Genomic DNA, 16,649 nt, shown 5'->3' on the forward strand with positions numbered 1-16,649 from the left:
CTTCAGACCGGCATGGGCTTGCCGTCGTTCCAGTTCAAGAAGCCTTTGATGAGGCGATAGAGGAACCAGATGCCGTCCACGGCGAGGATCACGAAGCCCACGCCCAGCAGCAAGGTGGCAAAGCCCAGGATGCCCCATACCAGGCTCCACCAGAAGGTACGGATCTGCCAAGTGAAATGGCTGGCGTAAAGGGTGCCCGCGGCGTCCTCGCGCTTGATGTAGTTGATGATGATGGCCACGATGCCGGTGAAGCCGGTGAAGGCACTCAGCGCATAGAGGACATAGATCACCATCGTCAGCTGCTTGAGGCTGGCCAGCTTCTCGGCCGGCGCCGCGACATCCAGCACCACCGGGCTCGGATCGTTGTTCATGGAGCTTCCTTCGTCGGCTTGTTGCGGGACGCAAATTCTTCCAGGCCGGACAAGCCCTCGCGACGCGCAAGTTCCCTGAGCACATCCTCAGGCTTCAGCCCGAAATGAGCCAGCGCGACCATGCTGTGAAACCACAGGTCGGCCACCTCGTACACCACCTTCTGGGCGTCGCCATCCTTGGCGGCCATGACGGTCTCGGTGGCCTCCTCGCCGACCTTCTTCAGGATGGCGTCCAGGCCCTTGTCGAAGAGCTTGGCAACATAGCTGGTGCCGGGATCAGCGCCCTTGCGAGAGGCTATGACCGCGCCGACGCGAGAAAGGATGTCGTCACTCATAAATCTTGCTCGGGTCCTTCAAGACCGGCTCAGTGGCGCTCCAGACGCCGTTCTCCAGCTTCTGGAAAAAGCAGCTGTGGCGGCCGGTGTGACAGGCAATGCCGGGCTCATGGCCAAGTTGGGTGATGGTCAGCAGCACGACGTCGTTGTCGCAGTCCATGCGGATGGCATGCACCTGCTGGAAGTGCCCGCTCTCCTCACCCTTGTGCCACAGCTTGCTGCGCGAGCGGCTCCAGTAGACGGCCTGGCCGCGCTCGGCCGTCAGGGCCAGGGCCTCGCGGTTCATCCAGGCGAACATCAGCACGTCGCCCGTGCCCTGCTCCTGGGCGATGACGGGCACCAGACCCTTGTCGTCCCATTTGATTTCGTCCAGCCAGTTCATTGCCCGCCCGGCCGCCCGAAGGGCAATGGCGCCCCCTCGGGGGGCAGAGAACGAAGTGAGCGTGGGGGCAGCGTTTCCATGGTTTCAGTCTAGGTGAGTCGGACCGACGTGCCGGCGCTCTTCAGCGAACCACTCCAGCACCGGGATCGTCCCAGGCAGCACCGGCCGGACCTGCGCCGGCAGGCCGGACCAGGCCATCTGCTGGCCTTCCAGCATCTGGAAATCGCCCTGCCAGTCGTACACCTTGCAGAAGTTCAGCCGCACGCGGGCGTGCGGGTAGTCCATGACCAGCATCTTCCACGGATGGGCTGCGCCGATCTGCACACCCAGTTCCTCGCGCAGCTCACGCGCCAGCGCCTGCTCGATGCTTTCGCCCGGCTCGACCTTGCCGCCCGGGAATTCCCAGTAGCCGGCGTAGACCTTGCCCTCGGGGCGCGAGGTCAGCAAGAACTGGCCGTCAGGCGCGACGAGAACGCCAACCGCCACTTCGGTGATGGGACGTTCAGTCATTCGGCACGCCCTGCCATGTCGCGCGCAAACTGGTAAGCCACACGGCCCGAGCGGGAACCGCGCTCCAGCGCCCAGATCAGCGCCGGCTGGCGTGCCCCTTCAATGGCGGCATCGTCCACGCCAAAGTGACGCAACCACTGCGCCACGATGGCCAGGTATTCGTTCTGGCTGAAGGGATAGAAGCTGATCCACAGGCCGAAGCGCTCGGACAGGGAGATCTTTTCCTCCACGGCCTCGCCGGGATGGATTTCGCCATGCTCGCCATGGGTGCCCGCAAGGTTGTCGACCATCTTCTCGGGCAGCAGGTGGCGGCGGTTGCTGGTGGCGTAGATCAGCACGTTGTCGGTGGCGGCAGCGACGGAGCCGTCGAGCACGCTCTTCAGCGCCTTGTAGCTGGCCTCGCCTTCGTCGAAGCTCAAGTCATCGCAGAAAACCACGAAGCGCTCCGGGCGGGCCGCGACCTGTTCGACCAGGTCCGGCAGGTCCACCAAGTCGGCCTTGTCGACCTCGATGAGGCGCAGGCCCTGGCTCGAAAACTCGTTGAGCACGGCCTTGATCAGCGAACTCTTGCCCGTGCCCTTGGCGCCCGTCAGGAGCACGTTGTTGGCCGGCTTGCCGGCGACGAACTGGGCGGTATTGCGCAGCAGCCGCTCCTTCTGCGGCTCGACTTCCTGCAGGTCTGACAGGCGGATGCGGCTGACGGCGCGCACCGGCTCAAGCACCAGGGCGCCATGGCGCCGGCGGGCGCGAAAGGCGGTGGAAGCAGCCCAGTCGGGCGGCGTGGCGGCGTGGGGCAGAACGGCTTCGAGCCGGGTCAGCAGGCCCTCGGCGCGGGTGAGGAAGGAATCCAGAGCGGCAGACATCGCCGCAGTTTAGGCGGGCAGGCTCAGGCGATCGCCTTGAGCGAGGCTTCGAGCTGCTCCGTCGGCAGCCGCTTGAAGCCCGAGCGGGCATAGCGCTGCAGCCGGCCAATGATGAAGCTGACCCAGACCGAGGCCTGTGCATTGGCCTGCACGGTCGGCGTCAGTGAACCCTGCGCCTCGGCTGCGGCGCGCAGTACCTGGCGCAGCGAGGATTCGATGCGGTCGAAGAACTGGTTCATGCGGGCCACCAGCCGCTCGTTCTCGTAGACCAGGGCGTCGCCCACCATCACCCGCGCCATGCCGGGATTCTTTTCGCCGAACTGCAGGATGACGCTGGCGATGCGCGCGGCCTTGCCAGGCGGCGGCAGGGGATGCGGCGAGTCGGCGATCTGGTTGACCAGGCCGAAGACGCTGCTCTCGATGAAATCGATCAGCGCCTCGAACATCTGCGCCTTGCTTGCGAAGTGGCGGTACAGGGCCGCCTCGCTGACGTCGAGCTTGGCTGCCAGCGCCGCCGTCGTGATGCGGTCGGCGCCCGGCTGCTCCAGCATGCCGGCCAGCACCTGCAGGATCTGCGTGCGGCGCTCGCCGGGCTTGGGGCGCTTCTTGGGGTTGGCAGCGGGGCTGTCGGCGGCGGGCTGGTCGGCGTCCATGCCGGCGATGTTAGGGCCTGTTACAGCCCTAGTCGCGCAGCCAGCCCAGGCGGCGAGCTTCGTAGATCGCTTCCACTTTGGAGCGCACGTGCAGCTTGCGGTAGACCCGCTTGACGTAGGTCATCACCGTGTGCGGCGAGACCTGCATGAACTGCGCGATCTCATCGAAGGTGAAACCCTTGGCCGCCAGGTGCAGCACGCGCGATTCCTGCTCGGACAGGGCGACAACTTCCTCGTCGGCCATCGTCGCGGCCATGGCCTCCGGCGAGGGGCCGGTCGAGTTCTGCGACCCGGGGGCCAGACGCACCAGCAGGCGGCGGGCGATGACGGGGCTGATGGGGCTGCCGCCGGCGCGCAGAGAGCGCAGCTGGCCGGGCAGGTCCAGCGCCAGGCTGTCTTTCAGCAGATAGCCGGTGGCGCCAGCCTCGATGCTGGCGACCACATGCTGCTCATCGCCGAAGACGGAAATGACCATGACCTCGCACTGCGGCCGGGTCTGGGCCGCATGGCGGATCAGCTCGATGCCGCTGCCGCCAGGCAAGTCCAGGTCAACGAGCAGGACGTCGGGCTGCAACTGATCGAACATGCGCCGGCCCTGGGGCAGGTCGGGCGCGATGCCCAGCAGCTCGATGTCGGGCACGCTGCCCAGAGCGTGAGTGAAAGCCTCGCGGAAGCGGGCTTGGTCTTCGACGATCAGGACCGAGAACGGGGACATGGACTCTGTGGACTTTCCAAACGCGCGGAAGCCGCATTGTCAGGTGAGGATACCCCCTCATCCATGAGCGTCTTCCTTCAGAACAGGGGGTAGCGTAACAAGGCTGCCAGGGAACGCACCCGCTGGGTCACGTAGGCCGGGCGGTGCTGCAGGCGCCGGCCATCGGCCGCCTTGCGCAGCCAGCGCTGCATCCAGACGGTGCGCAGCCCCAGGCTGCGGGCCGATTTCTGGTGGATCAGCGTGTCTTCAACGAGGATGCAGCGTTCCGGCTTCAGCTTCAGGCGTGCCAGCACGATACGGAACATGCGCGTATCGGGCTTGGGGCGGGAGTGGCCGAAGATGATCATGTCCTCGACGCAGATCAGGCGCTCGAAGACGCCGGACAGCCCGATGGCCGCCAGCACGCGCTCGGCATAGCTGCGCGGCGCATTGGTCATCAGCAGCTTGCGCCCCGGCAGGCGGCGCAGCGCGGCCAGGTCATGGCCGTGGCCATGCAGATGGGCTTCCAGCCCGGGCAGGCGATGGGTCTCGCTGAGGAAATGCGCCGGCTTCACGCCATGGTGGCGCTGCAGCCCCGTCAGCGTTGCGCCATAGCGCTGCCAGTAGCGATTGCGCAGCGCCGCGGCCTGCTCTTCCGTCAGGCCGAGGTAGGTGACCATATAGGCCGCCATCGACGCATTCAACTCGGTGAACGCCCGATGCGAAGCGTTGTGCAGGGTGTCGTCGAGGTCGAACAGCCAGACCGGGTCGCGAGATTTCGTCACCCACCGATCATCGCAAGTCCTCGCCTTCGGCTCAGACGCGGCACGAGCATTTCGTCTCATCGAGACGAAATCATCGTGCCGTAGGCCTGATCGGTCAGTATCTCCAGCAGCATCGCGTGCGGCACGCGGCCGTCGATGATGTGCACGGCATTGACACCGCTCTTGGCCGCGTCAATGGCGCCGGCGATCTTGGGGATCATGCCGCCACTGATGGTGCCGTCGGCCACCAGCTCGTCGATGCGGCGCGGCGTCAGCTCGGTCAGCAGCTCGCCGTTCTTGTCCAGCACGCCGCGGATGTTGGTCAGCATCAGCAGCTTCTCGGCCTGCAGCACCGTGGCCAGCTTGGCGGCGACGACGTCGGCGTTGATGTTGTAGCTCTCGTTGTGCTCGCCAAAGCCGATGGGGCTGACGACGGGGATGAACTGGTCGTCCTGCAGGGCCTTCACGACGCTGGGGTCGATGGCGACGATGTCGCCGACCTGGCCGACGTCGTGCTCCTTGGCCGGATCGTCCTTGTCCATCATCTTGAGCTTCTTCGCGCGGATCATGCCGCCGTCGCGGCCCGTGAGGCCCACGGCCTTGCCGCCGGCGGCATTGATGAGGCCGACGATGTCCTGCTGCACCTGGCCGGCCAGCACCCACTCGACGACTTCCATCGTCTCCTCGTCGGTGACGCGCATGCCCTGCACGAACTCGCCCTTCTTGCCCAGGCGGCTCAAGGCGCCTTCGATCTGCGGCCCGCCACCGTGCACGACGATGGGGTTCAGGCCCACGAGCTTGAGCAGCACCACGTCCTCGGCGAAGTCCTGCTGCAGGGCCGGGTCGGTCATGGCATTGCCGCCGTACTTGATGACGATGGTCTTGCCGTGGAACTTGCGGATGTAGGGCAAGGCCTGGGAAAGGATCTCGGCCTTCTCGCGCGGGGCGATGTGGGAGACGTCGGTGGTGTGGGGGGTGGTCATGCAGCGGACTCCGGAAAGCAGCAGGCGGATTCTAGGGACGACGCCATGGCGGTTGCTCCCATGACCCGCCAGCTTGAGGATGCATCCGGCGCATGCCCGCGGGTCACTTGCCGGCGAAAAACACCTGCCGCACGAAGGCCTTCACATCCGCTCGCGATTGCCGGAAGGCCGATTCGTTGCGCCCGACATGCACGCCCCGGATGACGCAGCTGTCGAAGAACTCCCCAAGCCTCGCCGCGTCGATGGTCGCGCCGGTTCGCTCGGCCGTGATCTTCCACGCCTCGATGTCCCAGCGCAGCACGCCGCAGGGCGCTGCCGACGTGGCCCCCTCCAGCAGGAAGGGCTGGTACATGGCGTCCCAGGAATGCGGCGCCCCGGCGTAGTTGATGGTGCGAGCCGGCGTGCCCGCCTCGGCGTAGCGCTCGGCCAACTGCTCGCAGGGCCGCGCCGTGGCGTAGTCGTCTTCAGCGCCGACGAGGTTGAGCAGCGGCGCCTTCGTCACTCGCGGCGACCAGTAGACCTGGTTGCATCCCGCGTACACCGGGATGTGCAGGGCGAAGCTCAGGTCACTCTTCACCACGGCACGGCGCAGCGGTTCGATGGCGGTCTGGAAGGCCACGCTTCCGCCGCGCGAGAAGCCCATGATGCCGATACGGGAAGCATCGATGCGTGGATGACCGGCGAGCAGCATCAGCGCCTGGAAGGCGTCCATCAGGTCGGCCGAGTAGGGAACAAGCGTCTGGTTCTCCGCCGTGCGCTTGACGCCGCGCGCCTCAAAGACGTGGACGACGAAGGTAGCGACGCCGATGTCGTTCAAGGCGTCGACCCATTGCGACATGCTGCTCTCCACGCCGGCGCTGCCATGCATCAGCACCATGGCCGGGACCTTGTCGCCGGCGCCCCTGGGCAGGCTCAGTTCGCCCCAGACGCGCTGCGCCGCCCAGTTCTGGCGGCGCTCGCGGGCGAGGTCGAACATGGTCTTGGGCGTGAAGCTGTCGAAGTCGATGCGCCCCTGCGTATCGGGTTTCAGGTCCTGGGCCGGCGTCGCGAACGGCAACGCCAGCAACAGCATGGCCAGCAGGCTGGCCGCAACGCGTATCAAAGCGGCATTCATCATGGCACCCATTCTGCGGGGGCCTGCTGCGCGCCGCTGACAATGCCGCCATGCAAGCCAGCGCCTATCTCAAGCTCTCGGTCGCAGTCGCCCTCGTGACCATTGCGCTGAAGACCGCCGCCTGGTGGTGGACGGGCTCGGTCAGCCTGGCGGCCGACGCGTTGGAGTCCCTCGTCAACCTGGCCGGCGCCGTGTTCGCCCTGGCCATGGTGACGCTGGCCGCCCAGCCACCGGATGAAGGCCACCCCTATGGTCACCACAAGGCCGAATACTTCTCCAGCGGGTTCGAGGGCATCCTCATCATCGCGGCCGGCCTGGGCATCCTGTGGGGCGCTGCAGACCGCTGGCAACACCCCCAGGCTCTGGAAGCCATCGGCGTCGGCGTCACGCTGGCCGTCGTCAGCTCGGCGTTGAACGGTGCCATGGCCTGGGCCATGCTGCGCAAGGCACGCGAGGTGCGCTCGGTGGCACTGGAGGGCGATGCGCGCCACCTGATCACCGACGTCTGGACCTCGGCCGGTGTCGTGGCCGGGCTGCTGGGTGTCATGGCCACCGGCTGGCAATGGCTGGACCCGTTGCTGGCCATCATCGTGGCGCTGAACATCCTGCGCGAAGGCGTGCATCTGATGCGCGAGTCCACCGGTGGCCTGATGGACCAGGCCCTGGACGCCGAATCCATGACTCAGGTGATGGCGGTGCTGGACGGCTTTATCCATCCGCACGCCATCCGCTTCGACCACATCGCCAGCCGCGTGGCCGGCCAGCGTCGCTTCATCGACCTGCACATGCACATGCCGGCCAGCTGGACGCTGGGCCGCGCCGCGGCGCTGCGCGTGGACGTCGAGCAGGCGCTGATGAGTGCCGTGCCCGGGCTGCGCGCCAGCATCCAGCTGCTGCCCATGGACGTCGAGGCGCACAACATGGACGAGGAGGACCTGGTTTGATCGCGGTATTGCAACGGGTGCGCGAGGCACGCGTCGAAGTGGGCGGTGCTGTTGTCGGCGCCATCGGCCCGGGCTTGCTGATGCTGGTCTGCGCCGAACCCACCGACAGCGAGGCGACCGCCGAGAAGCTGATCACCAAGGTGCTGAAGCTGCGCGTCTTCAGCGACGACGCCGGCAAGATGAACCGCAGCCTGCAGGACGTGGCCGGCGGCCTGCTCATCGTCAGCCAGTTCACGCTGGCGGCCGACACGAGTGCCGGCAACCGGCCGAGCTTCACGGGCGCTGCTCCGGCGGAGCCGGGACGCCGGCTCTACGAGCACGCGCTGGCGTTTGCACGAAGCCAGCACCCTGTCGTCGCCAATGGCGAGTTCGGTGCCGACATGCAGGTCCACCTCATCAACGACGGCCCCGTCACCATCCCGATACGGATGGTTTAGGGATCCTTGAAGACGAGTTTGCACTGGCGCTTGTAGGCCCACCAGGCCGAGACCGTCGCCGTCATCAACGCCGTGAGCGCCGCCCAGGTCAGCACGGACCGGTAGGACGCCTCCTGTCCGCCATGCTGCAGGGCTTCGATGCCGCCCAGCACGGCGCATGCCAGCACGAACACCTGCAGGAAGCGCAAGAGCCAGAACTTCGCAAGGATCTTCACCACGAGGATCTCCTACCCGATCTCTATCGTCAGCCGCGACAGGCTGCCTGGCACAGGCCGCGCCAGCGCCAGTCCAGCCATGCGGTAGGCGTTCGCGCGCCGCATGGCCGGCAGCTCGGCGCCCGCCTCGTCCCGCACCCGCTCCACACCATATCCGCGCGAGCCGACGCGGTAGGTCAGCTCGAAGCGCAAGTCCGCCAGCACCAGCTGCACGGTGAGCCCGTCCAGCAACGGCGGCATGACAGGATCGACGACGAGGGCGCCCTGCTCCAGCCGCAGGCCGAGCAGCGAGTTGATGACCAGACCCAGCGCGATGCCCGGGCCGCTGGAATAGATGCGCCAGCCGCCGTCCAGCGCCACCTCGCCGGCCAGCGCTCGGCCGTAATGGGCCTGGGCCTCGTAGCGGTCGGGGAAGGCGGCATCGGAGCTGGAGTAGTAGCAATTGGCCTGGCGCCGGCTCGCGCTGGGCACGCGGTCGGTCAGTGCAATCGGGTGGGCCAGCGCGAGCGCCTGCAGGAAGGCTTCGGCGTGACCGAGATGGGCCAGCATCTGGGCATAGCGCAGATGGGCGTGCATGTACATGATGCCGATCTCGCGGCCGAAGAAGGTGCTGGTCTCGGCGCGCTGGAACAGCTGCGACGGGCCGCCGCGATAGGGTAGCGGCGCGTCGAACAGGCGGGCACCATCGGGGCCCTTCAGATGCTGCTCGATCAGCGCGGCCTGGATGGCGGCCTGTTCAGGGGTGAAGAGCTCGTCGATGACGGCATGCATCATCGGCAGCAGGCTGTAGCGCAGGCCGGTGCGGGTGTCCTGCGGGTGGATCCACAGCTCGCGCTCGCCCTGCTCAGGGAAAAGTGCATAGCCAGCGACGACATCGTTCTGCACCAGCAGGCGCTGGAACTCGGCGCGCACGCCCATGGCCTCGGCGGTCAGCGCGGCGGCGTCGTGGGCTCGGCCGATCTGCGTGAAGGCCGTCGCCAGCGTGTGCAGCATCTGGTGGTGCAGCGTGACCGTCCAGGCGCTGCACAGGCGCTCTCGCAGTGCCGGGTCGGCCGGCTGCAGCGAGTCGTTCCAGTCGCCATGCCAGTAGGCGGCCAGCCCCGTGCCGGGTACGACGCGCTGGCGGATCAGCGCCAGCGCCCGCTCCACATGCGCCGCCAGTGTGGCCGGCTCGCCGTCATGGAAGGGCAGCACCTCGTCGAGCAGGCCGGCGTCGCCGCTGGCGATGAGGTATTGCGCCAGGCCCAGCAGCGGCCAGAAGACGATGTCGCCATGCGAGTCGCCGGCACGGATCTTGGCCTCGCGCTCGAAGAACATGAACCACTGCGGCCAATCGCCATCCGGGTTCTGGTTGCTGAAGACACGCAGCAGCAGATCGCGCACCGGTGCGGTCTGGCCCAGGGCCAAAAGCATTTCCAGCGGCCCCTGGCAGACATCGCGCGTGCCCCAGCCACCGCCGGAGTACTGCTCCAGGCCACGCGGTGACAGGTAGTGCACCAGGGCGTTGTGGGCATACCAGGGCAGGATGTCGCTCAGCTGCACCAGGGCCGGGTGCTGCCAATGCGGCAGCGTCAGTGGCTGGGCGGGTGGCGGCGCGGTGTCGAGCAGCTCGCCGCGCAGCGTCAGCGAAAACGCCGACGTCGGCGAGAAGTCGAGGCAGACCAGCGGCTCGCCGCGGCTGACACCGTCGTCGAACAGCCGGCCGTCGTCGCCCACGATGGCCAGGCCCGGCGCGTCGATGACGAGGCCGCCACCGGGAAAGCGCTCCGCCAGCTCGCTGCCTTCGGGCGGCGTGATGCGCAGCCGGCTGCCACTGTGCTCCCACACGGGCTTGAATGGCGCGGCGCCATCGTCACCGCCCACGGCCAGGTTGAGGCTGGCCCGCAGGCGCAGCGCCCGGCCCTTGAGCATGCGCACGCTCAGCGCCATCGCATCCGGCGTGGCGGCGGCCGACGCGACGACCTCGATGACGCCGGCATCAAAGGCATACAGCCAGCGGCAACGCTGCGGCTGGATCTCGAAAGCCGACGGCAGGCCGAGCAGCAGCCAGTCGCTCACCTGTGGCTGCACGAACAGCCGCAAACCGGCCGTGCCGAACAGGCCGAGCAGGCTGCGCTGCGTGGACAGCAGGCGGTTGATGCTGACATGGCCCTGGGTCAGCATGGAATGGAAGACGCCGCCCATCCAGCAGGTGGACGTCAGCGCGCCCTCGTCGGGCACGAGATGGTCGCCGCTGCGCAGGATGTGGCCGTGGGGCCGCTGCACCAGCAGTTCCTTGGCGCGCAACACGACGTGGGTCGCCTCGCCGGTGAAGAAACTCAAGCGCTGGTTGCCCTGCCATTCCTCATGGCGACGCTCGCCGGGGATGTAGGCGGCCAGGTCCTCGTCGCTGAAGTCCCGGCTGGCCAGCATCGATGCGCTGGCGAACAGGCTGGGCGCCGGCAAGAGGCCCGGCGCGTCCAGCATGTTGGATGGCTGGGCCTCGGGCAGCGCCAGCAGCGTGGGCAGCCGGGCCAGGTCGGCGTCGCTGCTGGCCCCGGGATGATGGGCTTGCAGCGCCAGGAAAAAGCCCGCCGCCGCGCGCTCACCGGGCGCGAGCGGCAGGGCCTCATCCTGCAACCCGACCAGGGCGTGCTCGTGCTGCAGGCGCTGACCCGGCAGGCCGCTCAACAGCCCCGGCGGCAAGGCGCCCTCACGCGCGGCATGGCCCCAGACCTGGCTGGCATCGGTCGCAAAACTCTCCGCGCGGCGCAACGAGCCGGCCAGCAGCCAGGGGTGCTTGCCGCCCTGCGCCTGGTTCTGGCGCGCGGCCAGCAGCACGCCGTGGCCGGGGTGCTGCAGCGGCTGCAGGTCGATGTAGTGGCTGACGTAGAACTCGTTGGTGCGCGCGGCGCCATAGTCGGCCAGGCCCACGTCCTGCACCAGCACGGGTGCAATCTCGCAGGCGGTGTCGCTAACGTTCGCGGCCTGCAGATGCCAGAACAGCACGGGCTCATCTGCGGCCAGGCGCAGTTGCAGGCGCAGGGCCAGGCCGTCCCACTCACCGCGCATCTCGAAGGCACCTTCGTCGGTGTGCGCGCTCAGCGGCGAGAGCGGCCCCAGCAGCGCTGCGATGCGCCAATTGCCGCCCGCATCGCGCCGGCGCAGCCAGACATTGGCCGGCCCGCCTTCCAGCTCGTTGCCGGGGAAGAGGTTGAGCATCAGCGCCGGCCCGAACATCAGGCGGCGCAGCGCGCCATGGGACAGCAGCTCGGCCTCGAGGCCGACTTTGTTGCCAAGGGAGTGAACGGTCATGTTTGTCGCTGCGCCAACAGCCAGGGCAGCAGTCCAGGATCTTGATAGGCCGGCGTCCAGGAGTCGTGGCCGACACCGGGGTAAATGGTCAGTGATGCAGTGCCACCGGCCGCGCGCAGCGCCTCGACACAGGCGATGTGCGGCGCCAGCGGCACGACTTGGTCCTGCTCGCCGTGATAGCCGCGCACCGGCACGCTACGCATGGCGGAAACCTTGGCCGGATCGCCAAAGCCGCAGACAGGTGCGATGGCCGCGAGGTCGCGCGGGAAGGCCGTGGCCCAGTGCCACACGCCGAAGCCGCCGAGGGACAGGCCGGTACCGACGCAGCGCTGCGGATCGATATTGAGCCTGGCCTTGAGGGCGCCGAGCAGCTTGTGCAAGCGCTCGGGGTCCCAACGCAGGTTGTCCTCGAGCTGCGGGCTGACAACGATGCACGGATAGTCGGCGCCGACGGCGACCAGCTTGGGCGGGCCGTGGACCTTGACCTTCTCCAGGTCGGTGCCACGCTCGCCCGAGCCGTGCAGAAAGACAACCAGCGGCCAGGCTTCGGTGCGTTGGCTGTATTCGCGCGGCAGCCAGATCCAGAAGCGCTGGCCTTCGAGCTCCCAGGCGCGCTGCTCGCCGGCGGCCAGGCCGGCAGGCGTGGGCGGCAAGGCCGTGCAGGCGCTGAGCAGAGCCGGCGTCGTCAACAGCAACTGGCGGCGGTTCATCGTCATGGCGTGGGCTCCAGCTGGATGGTGGTGGCGTTGGCGGGCAGGGGCAGTTCGCGATCCTGCCAGCTCAGGCCCTGAGTCTCGACGTTAGCGCGCGGCAACCGCTCCGTACCCGGCCAGGCCAGGCGCAAATCACCAGGCAGTCGTTCGGGCCGGCGGTCGATATGCAGCGTCCAGCCGCCATCGGCGCGCCTGAGCAACCGGTAGTCGAGGCGGCCCCAGGCGGTGGACAGGCCAGCCACGCCGATGTCACCGGCCGCACGCCAGGCTGGCGACAAGCCAGCGCCGAGCACGAGGCTGCCAGTGGCTTCGCGCTCGTAGGCCAGCAGGTCCAGGGCCGCGCGCAGGTAGTCGGACGAGATCCAGGCATGCGGCATGTCGCCCAGGAAGCGGGCCTCGCGCGCATCGGGCCGCACCACCTCGGCCCACTGGTTCCAGCCCATCGGGCGCTGGTGCGTGAAGAACCAGGCCAGCAGCCGGTGCGCTTCATCCACCCGACCCAGGCGCACCAGGGCGCTGACATTGCGCAGTTCGTAGGGCGTGTAGTCCGCCCAGGCCTTGCGACCCGTGATGCGGGCCTCGGCTTCCGACACATAGCGGTCGAAGGTGCCGCGCAACAGCTCGGGTGGCAGCTTGTCGGCCTGGGCCGGGTTGAGGGCCATGGTCGTCGACGTCGCGTCGAAGTCGCCGCGGTCGGCGGCGCCGGCGATGTGGTCCAGCTGGTAGTGCCGGGCGGTCGCAGTGATGGAGGCGCCCAGTTCGGCCTCGAACTCGTCACGCGACACCGCCCAGCGCACGGCCTGCGCGGTGTCACCCAGGGCCTGGGCAATCTGCACCGCGTCCTTGTAGCCGCGCAAGGCCCAGAAGTCGTCCCAATAGGAATAGGCCGGCTTGTCGCTGTAGCCCTCGTGGCTGATGGACGGCGGCATCAGCCCCTTGAAGCGCGGGTCGGCACCCGGCTTGCGTTCACTCTGGCGCAGGGCCTCCATCCACGCCACGACGCGCTGCACCTTGGGCCAGTGGCGCTCCAGCAGCGCGCGATCCTGGGTGTGACGCCAGAGCTCGGCGACGGCAAACAGGTATTGGCCGTGGCTGTCGTTCTCGACGACGGGGTCGGCGCCGCGCTGGTCGACGCAGCAGGGCACCTTGCCCGACTCGAAGATATAGCCGCCATACCAGTCGACGAACTCGCGCGCGGCCTGGGCCTCACCCATGCGCACGAGGCCGGCCACCATCATGGCGCCATCGCGCACCCACGAGCGGGCATAGGAGCGCGTGCCGGGGCGCAGTGCGGGGCCGTCGCGGGACACGAGGATCTGCGCCAGCGCGCTGCGCATGGTGTCGGCGATGGGCTGGGCCTGGGGCGGCAGGTTCAGTTCCAGCACGCCGAGGCGGTCGCGCCATTGCGCGGCGGCGACGGCCAGGCGGGTGTCGAGGGCCCCCGCATCACCGCCCGTCACCCAGCCCAGGCTGCGTGCCTCGCCCGGTGCGAGTTCGATGTCGAAGCGCATCAGCGCGGAGGGCAGTAGCTCGGCGTCCGCCAGTTGCGTGAGGGGCGGCGCCTGCAGCAGCGTGGCGAAGCCGGGGCCGGCGCTCCACGACGCGGCGCGCACTTCGGCCGGCGTCTCGCGTGGCTGGATGGCCAGGCCGGCAGCAGTCAACTTGCCATCGGCCCAGGCCACGGTGGGCAGAGGACTGATGCCTCCTTGTGTCGACAGGAATTGCTGCGGCGGGTTGACCTGCCAGGGGCGCAATGCCAGCAGCAGCGAGTAGCGCTGCGGTTTGCTGGTCGGGTTGCGCAGCGTGTAGCGGGCCAGCAGCTGCGGCGCCTTGGCCGGGCCGTCGGCGCCGGCTTCGACGCGCAACTCGACGTCTGCATGCTGCCACCGCACGACGGGCAAGGCGTGCTCGATGAGACTGTGCCCCGTGCGCACCTGAGCCCAAGTGACGAGACGACCATCAGCCAGGCGCACGGTCGGCTCGATGCTGGGACCGCCGCGGGTCAGCTCGATGGCGCCGTCCTCGCTGACCAGGCCCGAGCGCTGGGCACCGCCATCCACGCCGACGACGGTCCAGTAGTTCTGCTCGCCAAGAAAGGCGCGCGGCAGCTCGCCGCGCGGCAGGGCCTTGGCCAGTTCGGCAACGGCGGCGTTGCCGTCGGGCCAGCGGGCCGCGTCACGCAACTCGACCTCAGGCGGCTTTTTTCCTTCGTAACGCAGGCGCAGCCAGCGCCATTCCTGCTCGCCGAGGAACAGCGCGCGGCCGGGCTGGGTGGACAGCGTCTTCCAGCGCCGGTTGTCGTCGGAGACCTCGATGCGCATGGCCGCGCCGCTGGCAAACCACAGGCCGTTGAACTCCCGCAAGGACTGGAAGTCCAGCGTCATCTCGCTGGCGCCCATCCTGCGACGCGGCGCAGGCCAGGCCTTGGGCGCGGGCTCGCGCGGCTCCAGGCCCAGGGCGCCGACGCACAGGGCGCCTGCCCCGCCGCCTTGCTGGCCGGCGACGACGACAAATTCGATGAACTGGCTGCGCTTGAGCACGCGGTCCTCGGTCGGCCCCCAGGCGAAGGCGACGTGGCGGCGCTTGAAGCGCGTCTCGGTCAACGTTTCTGGCAATGCGAGCGCGGGGCGATTGATCCACCAGACGTTGTCGCCGCTGGCGTCGACGAACTTGATCTGCACGTCGTTGCCGGTGGTCTTGCCCTTGAGCTGGGTGGTCAGCGCGAAGTCGGCCGGCCAGTCCAGCGGCAGTTCGCGGCGCAGCACGGCATAGCCGGAGACGCCGGCAAAGTCGTAGTCGAGGCAGAGGGAGTCGTCGCGAGAGTCTTGTCGAAGGGTAGCCTTGACCTGGTCGGAGGCGGTGGCTTTCCAGCGGGTGGCGTCCTTCATGTCATCGAGGATGGCGGCGTGAGACGCAAGGCACGCGAGCAGGGTGCAAGTCAGCAAGACGTAGAGAAACCTTCTCATGGCTTGGCGGCTGCAGGTTGAGAGGTAAGGCCCATGCCGGGAGTTCGCCCCGGCGGGCGACCTACTTTCTTGTGCGAACAAGAAAGTAGGCAAAGAAGTCGCCCCCGAACCGCCCGCCCCTTTGCTTCGCAGCGGGGTGCCCTGCGGTACTCAGCCCTTGAGGCCCCGCGCAAAACTCCCTTCGCTACGCTGCGGTCAAACAGTTGCGCGGAGTCAGTTCTTGAGGCGCGCTGCGCGCGCGGCCTCAAGGTCTTGCGTTCCTCGGCGGGCTCAAAGGGGGGGAGAAAACCACCTCGGTGCGAACGGCTTTCGGGTTTGGCTGTTGGCTGTTCGGCTGTTTCGAGAACTCCCCTTCTAAACCGCCGAGAAGCGCAGGAGCCCGGGGCGCGAGCGCAGCGAGCCTCAAGCTCTGACTTCGCGCCCCTTTGTTTGAACGCAGCGTAGCGAAGTGAGTTGGGCGCGGCCCCGGGTTCAGAGCATCGCAGGGAACCCCGCAGGGGCGGTTTCGCAGGGGCGACTTTTTGCCTTCTTTTTGGTCGCTCAAAAAGAAGGTCGCCCGCCGGGGCGAACTCCCGGCTGGGCATAGGCACAAAGCCACTGCAACGGGCCGTCATTTCACACTCCCCATCAACAGCCCCTGCATGTAATACCTCTGCAGCGCCACAAACAACCCCAGCACCGGCAGCACGGTGATCACCGCCCCCGCCATCATCAGCTCGCTGTCGTTCACATGCTCCCGCGACAACGCAGCCAATGCGACTGGCAGCGTGTGCATCTCGCCATCCGTCAACACGATCAACGGCCACATGAAGTCGTTCCAACTTCCTAAAAAGGCAAACACCGCTAGCGTCACCAACACCGGCTTCAACGTCGGCAGCACGATGTTCCAGAAGATGCGCCCCTCCCCTGCCCCATCCAACCGAGCCGCCTCCAGCAATTCATCCGGCACCCCTCGCGCGTACTGCCGCACAAGGAAGATGCCAAAGATCCCCGCCATGCTGGGAATCAGCACGCCCATCCATGTGTTCACCAGGCCCATGCCCTTGAGCATCAGGAACAGCGGCAGCATCGCCACCTGCCCCGGGATGACAAGCGCCGCGATCAGCAGCCCGAACACCCGCTCGCGGTGGCGAAAGCGCAGCTTGGCGAACGAGTAGCCCGCCAGCGTATTGAAGCTCACCGACATCAACGTGCTCACCACGGCCAGCCCCAGGCTGTTGACGAAGGCTCGCTTCAAGCCACCGTCGCCGAGCAACTGGCGGTAGTGCACCAGCGTCGGGTCGTGCGGGACCAGCGGCGGCGGCAGGCTGGAGGCGCTGCCGGCCGGCATCAGCGACACACACACCATCCACACCAGCGGGAAGGCCGCCAGCGCCGCAAAGGCCCACAGCAGGCCATTGACCAGAAGGGT

General features: G+C 67.8%; 17 protein-coding genes. 2 read left to right on the top strand and 15 right to left on the bottom strand.

Translation table 11 applies throughout. From position 1 onward, the window contains the following. Positions 1-2: 2 nt before the first annotated feature. The 10 genes from ASC91_RS04440 to ASC91_RS04485 all read right to left on the bottom strand — a co-directional run bounded on the left by ASC91_RS04440 (position 3) and on the right by ASC91_RS04485 (position 6,672). A complete protein-coding gene (locus ASC91_RS04440; protein ID WP_200955215.1) occupies positions 3-371 on the bottom strand; it encodes a hypothetical protein in 369 nt (122 codons plus the stop codon). Then, positions 368-706 (bottom strand): phosphoribosyl-ATP diphosphatase, encoded by a 339-nt coding sequence (locus tag ASC91_RS04445; protein WP_056192882.1) that lies wholly within the window; start codon positions 704-706, stop codon positions 368-370. The genes ASC91_RS04440 and ASC91_RS04445 overlap by 4 nt, the downstream gene beginning before the upstream one ends. Next, positions 699-1,088 carry a phosphoribosyl-AMP cyclohydrolase gene (gene hisI, locus ASC91_RS04450; RefSeq protein ID WP_056192885.1) on the bottom strand — a complete coding sequence of 130 codons (390 nt, stop codon included), beginning with the start codon at positions 1,086-1,088 and terminating at the stop codon, positions 699-701. Before hisI ends, ASC91_RS04445 begins: the two co-directional genes overlap by 8 nt. Positions 1,089-1,172: 84 nt before the next feature. Continuing rightward, positions 1,173-1,598, bottom strand: a complete 426-nt coding sequence (locus ASC91_RS04455) for an NUDIX domain-containing protein (protein WP_056192887.1) — start codon at positions 1,596-1,598, stop codon at positions 1,173-1,175. Next, entirely contained in the window at positions 1,595-2,461 is an 867-nt protein-coding gene (locus tag ASC91_RS04460) for an ATP-binding protein (RefSeq protein ID WP_056192890.1), read from the bottom strand. The genes ASC91_RS04455 and ASC91_RS04460 overlap by 4 nt, the downstream gene beginning before the upstream one ends. A 23-nt stretch (positions 2,462-2,484) precedes the next feature. Beyond that, the gene (gene slmA, locus ASC91_RS04465; protein ID WP_056192893.1) at positions 2,485-3,114 is read right to left on the bottom strand and encodes a nucleoid occlusion factor SlmA; all 630 of its coding nucleotides are present in this window, start codon (positions 3,112-3,114) and stop codon (positions 2,485-2,487) included. A gap of 28 nt (positions 3,115-3,142) precedes the next feature. After that, entirely contained in the window at positions 3,143-3,829 is a 687-nt protein-coding gene (locus ASC91_RS04470) for a response regulator transcription factor (RefSeq protein ID WP_056192896.1), read from the bottom strand. 77 nt (positions 3,830-3,906) lie between these two features. Beyond that, positions 3,907-4,593 carry a pyrimidine 5'-nucleotidase gene (locus tag ASC91_RS04475; RefSeq protein WP_056192898.1) on the bottom strand — a complete coding sequence of 229 codons (687 nt, stop codon included), beginning with the start codon at positions 4,591-4,593 and terminating at the stop codon, positions 3,907-3,909. Positions 4,594-4,649: 56 nt separating this feature from the next. Next, on the bottom strand, positions 4,650-5,555 hold the full coding sequence (argB, locus tag ASC91_RS04480) for an acetylglutamate kinase (protein ID WP_056192901.1): 906 nt from the start codon (positions 5,553-5,555) through the stop codon (positions 4,650-4,652). A 103-nt stretch (positions 5,556-5,658) separates the two neighbouring features. Further along, complete coding sequence (locus tag ASC91_RS04485) at positions 5,659-6,672, bottom strand: dienelactone hydrolase family protein (protein WP_235531822.1); 1,014 nt, start codon at positions 6,670-6,672, stop codon at positions 5,659-5,661. A gap of 47 nt (positions 6,673-6,719) precedes the next feature. Here ASC91_RS04485 and ASC91_RS04490 point away from each other — a divergent pair, with 47 nt between their 5' ends. After that, positions 6,720-7,613, top strand: coding sequence for a cation diffusion facilitator family transporter (locus ASC91_RS04490; protein WP_056192904.1), 894 nt, complete (start codon positions 6,720-6,722; stop codon positions 7,611-7,613). After that, complete coding sequence (dtd, locus tag ASC91_RS04495; protein WP_056192908.1) at positions 7,610-8,050, top strand: D-aminoacyl-tRNA deacylase; 441 nt, start codon at positions 7,610-7,612, stop codon at positions 8,048-8,050. The genes ASC91_RS04490 and dtd overlap by 4 nt, the downstream gene beginning before the upstream one ends. Here the strand turns inward: dtd and ASC91_RS04500 are convergent. The 5 genes from ASC91_RS04500 to ASC91_RS04520 form a co-directional block, all read right to left on the bottom strand. Then, entirely contained in the window at positions 8,047-8,268 is a 222-nt protein-coding gene (locus ASC91_RS04500) for a hypothetical protein (RefSeq protein WP_056192911.1), read from the bottom strand. The genes dtd and ASC91_RS04500 overlap by 4 nt on opposite strands. A 9-nt stretch (positions 8,269-8,277) precedes the next feature. Further along, complete coding sequence (locus ASC91_RS04505) at positions 8,278-11,559, bottom strand: GH36-type glycosyl hydrolase domain-containing protein (protein WP_056192914.1); 3,282 nt, start codon at positions 11,557-11,559, stop codon at positions 8,278-8,280. Continuing rightward, positions 11,556-12,275 (bottom strand): dienelactone hydrolase family protein, encoded by a 720-nt coding sequence (locus tag ASC91_RS04510; protein WP_157281145.1) that lies wholly within the window; start codon positions 12,273-12,275, stop codon positions 11,556-11,558. Before ASC91_RS04510 ends, ASC91_RS04505 begins: the two co-directional genes overlap by 4 nt. Continuing rightward, positions 12,272-15,160, bottom strand: coding sequence for a hypothetical protein (locus tag ASC91_RS04515; protein WP_056192919.1), 2,889 nt, complete (start codon positions 15,158-15,160; stop codon positions 12,272-12,274). The genes ASC91_RS04510 and ASC91_RS04515 overlap by 4 nt, the downstream gene beginning before the upstream one ends. Positions 15,161-15,848: 688 nt before the next feature. Continuing rightward, positions 15,849-16,568 (bottom strand): carbohydrate ABC transporter permease, encoded by a 720-nt coding sequence (locus ASC91_RS04520; RefSeq protein WP_235531826.1) that lies wholly within the window; start codon positions 16,566-16,568, stop codon positions 15,849-15,851. Between the last annotated feature and the right edge of the window lie 81 nt (positions 16,569-16,649).

Source organism: Pelomonas sp. Root1237, assembly GCF_001425055.1.
Lineage (GTDB): Bacteria > Pseudomonadota > Gammaproteobacteria > Burkholderiales > Burkholderiaceae_C > Pelomonas.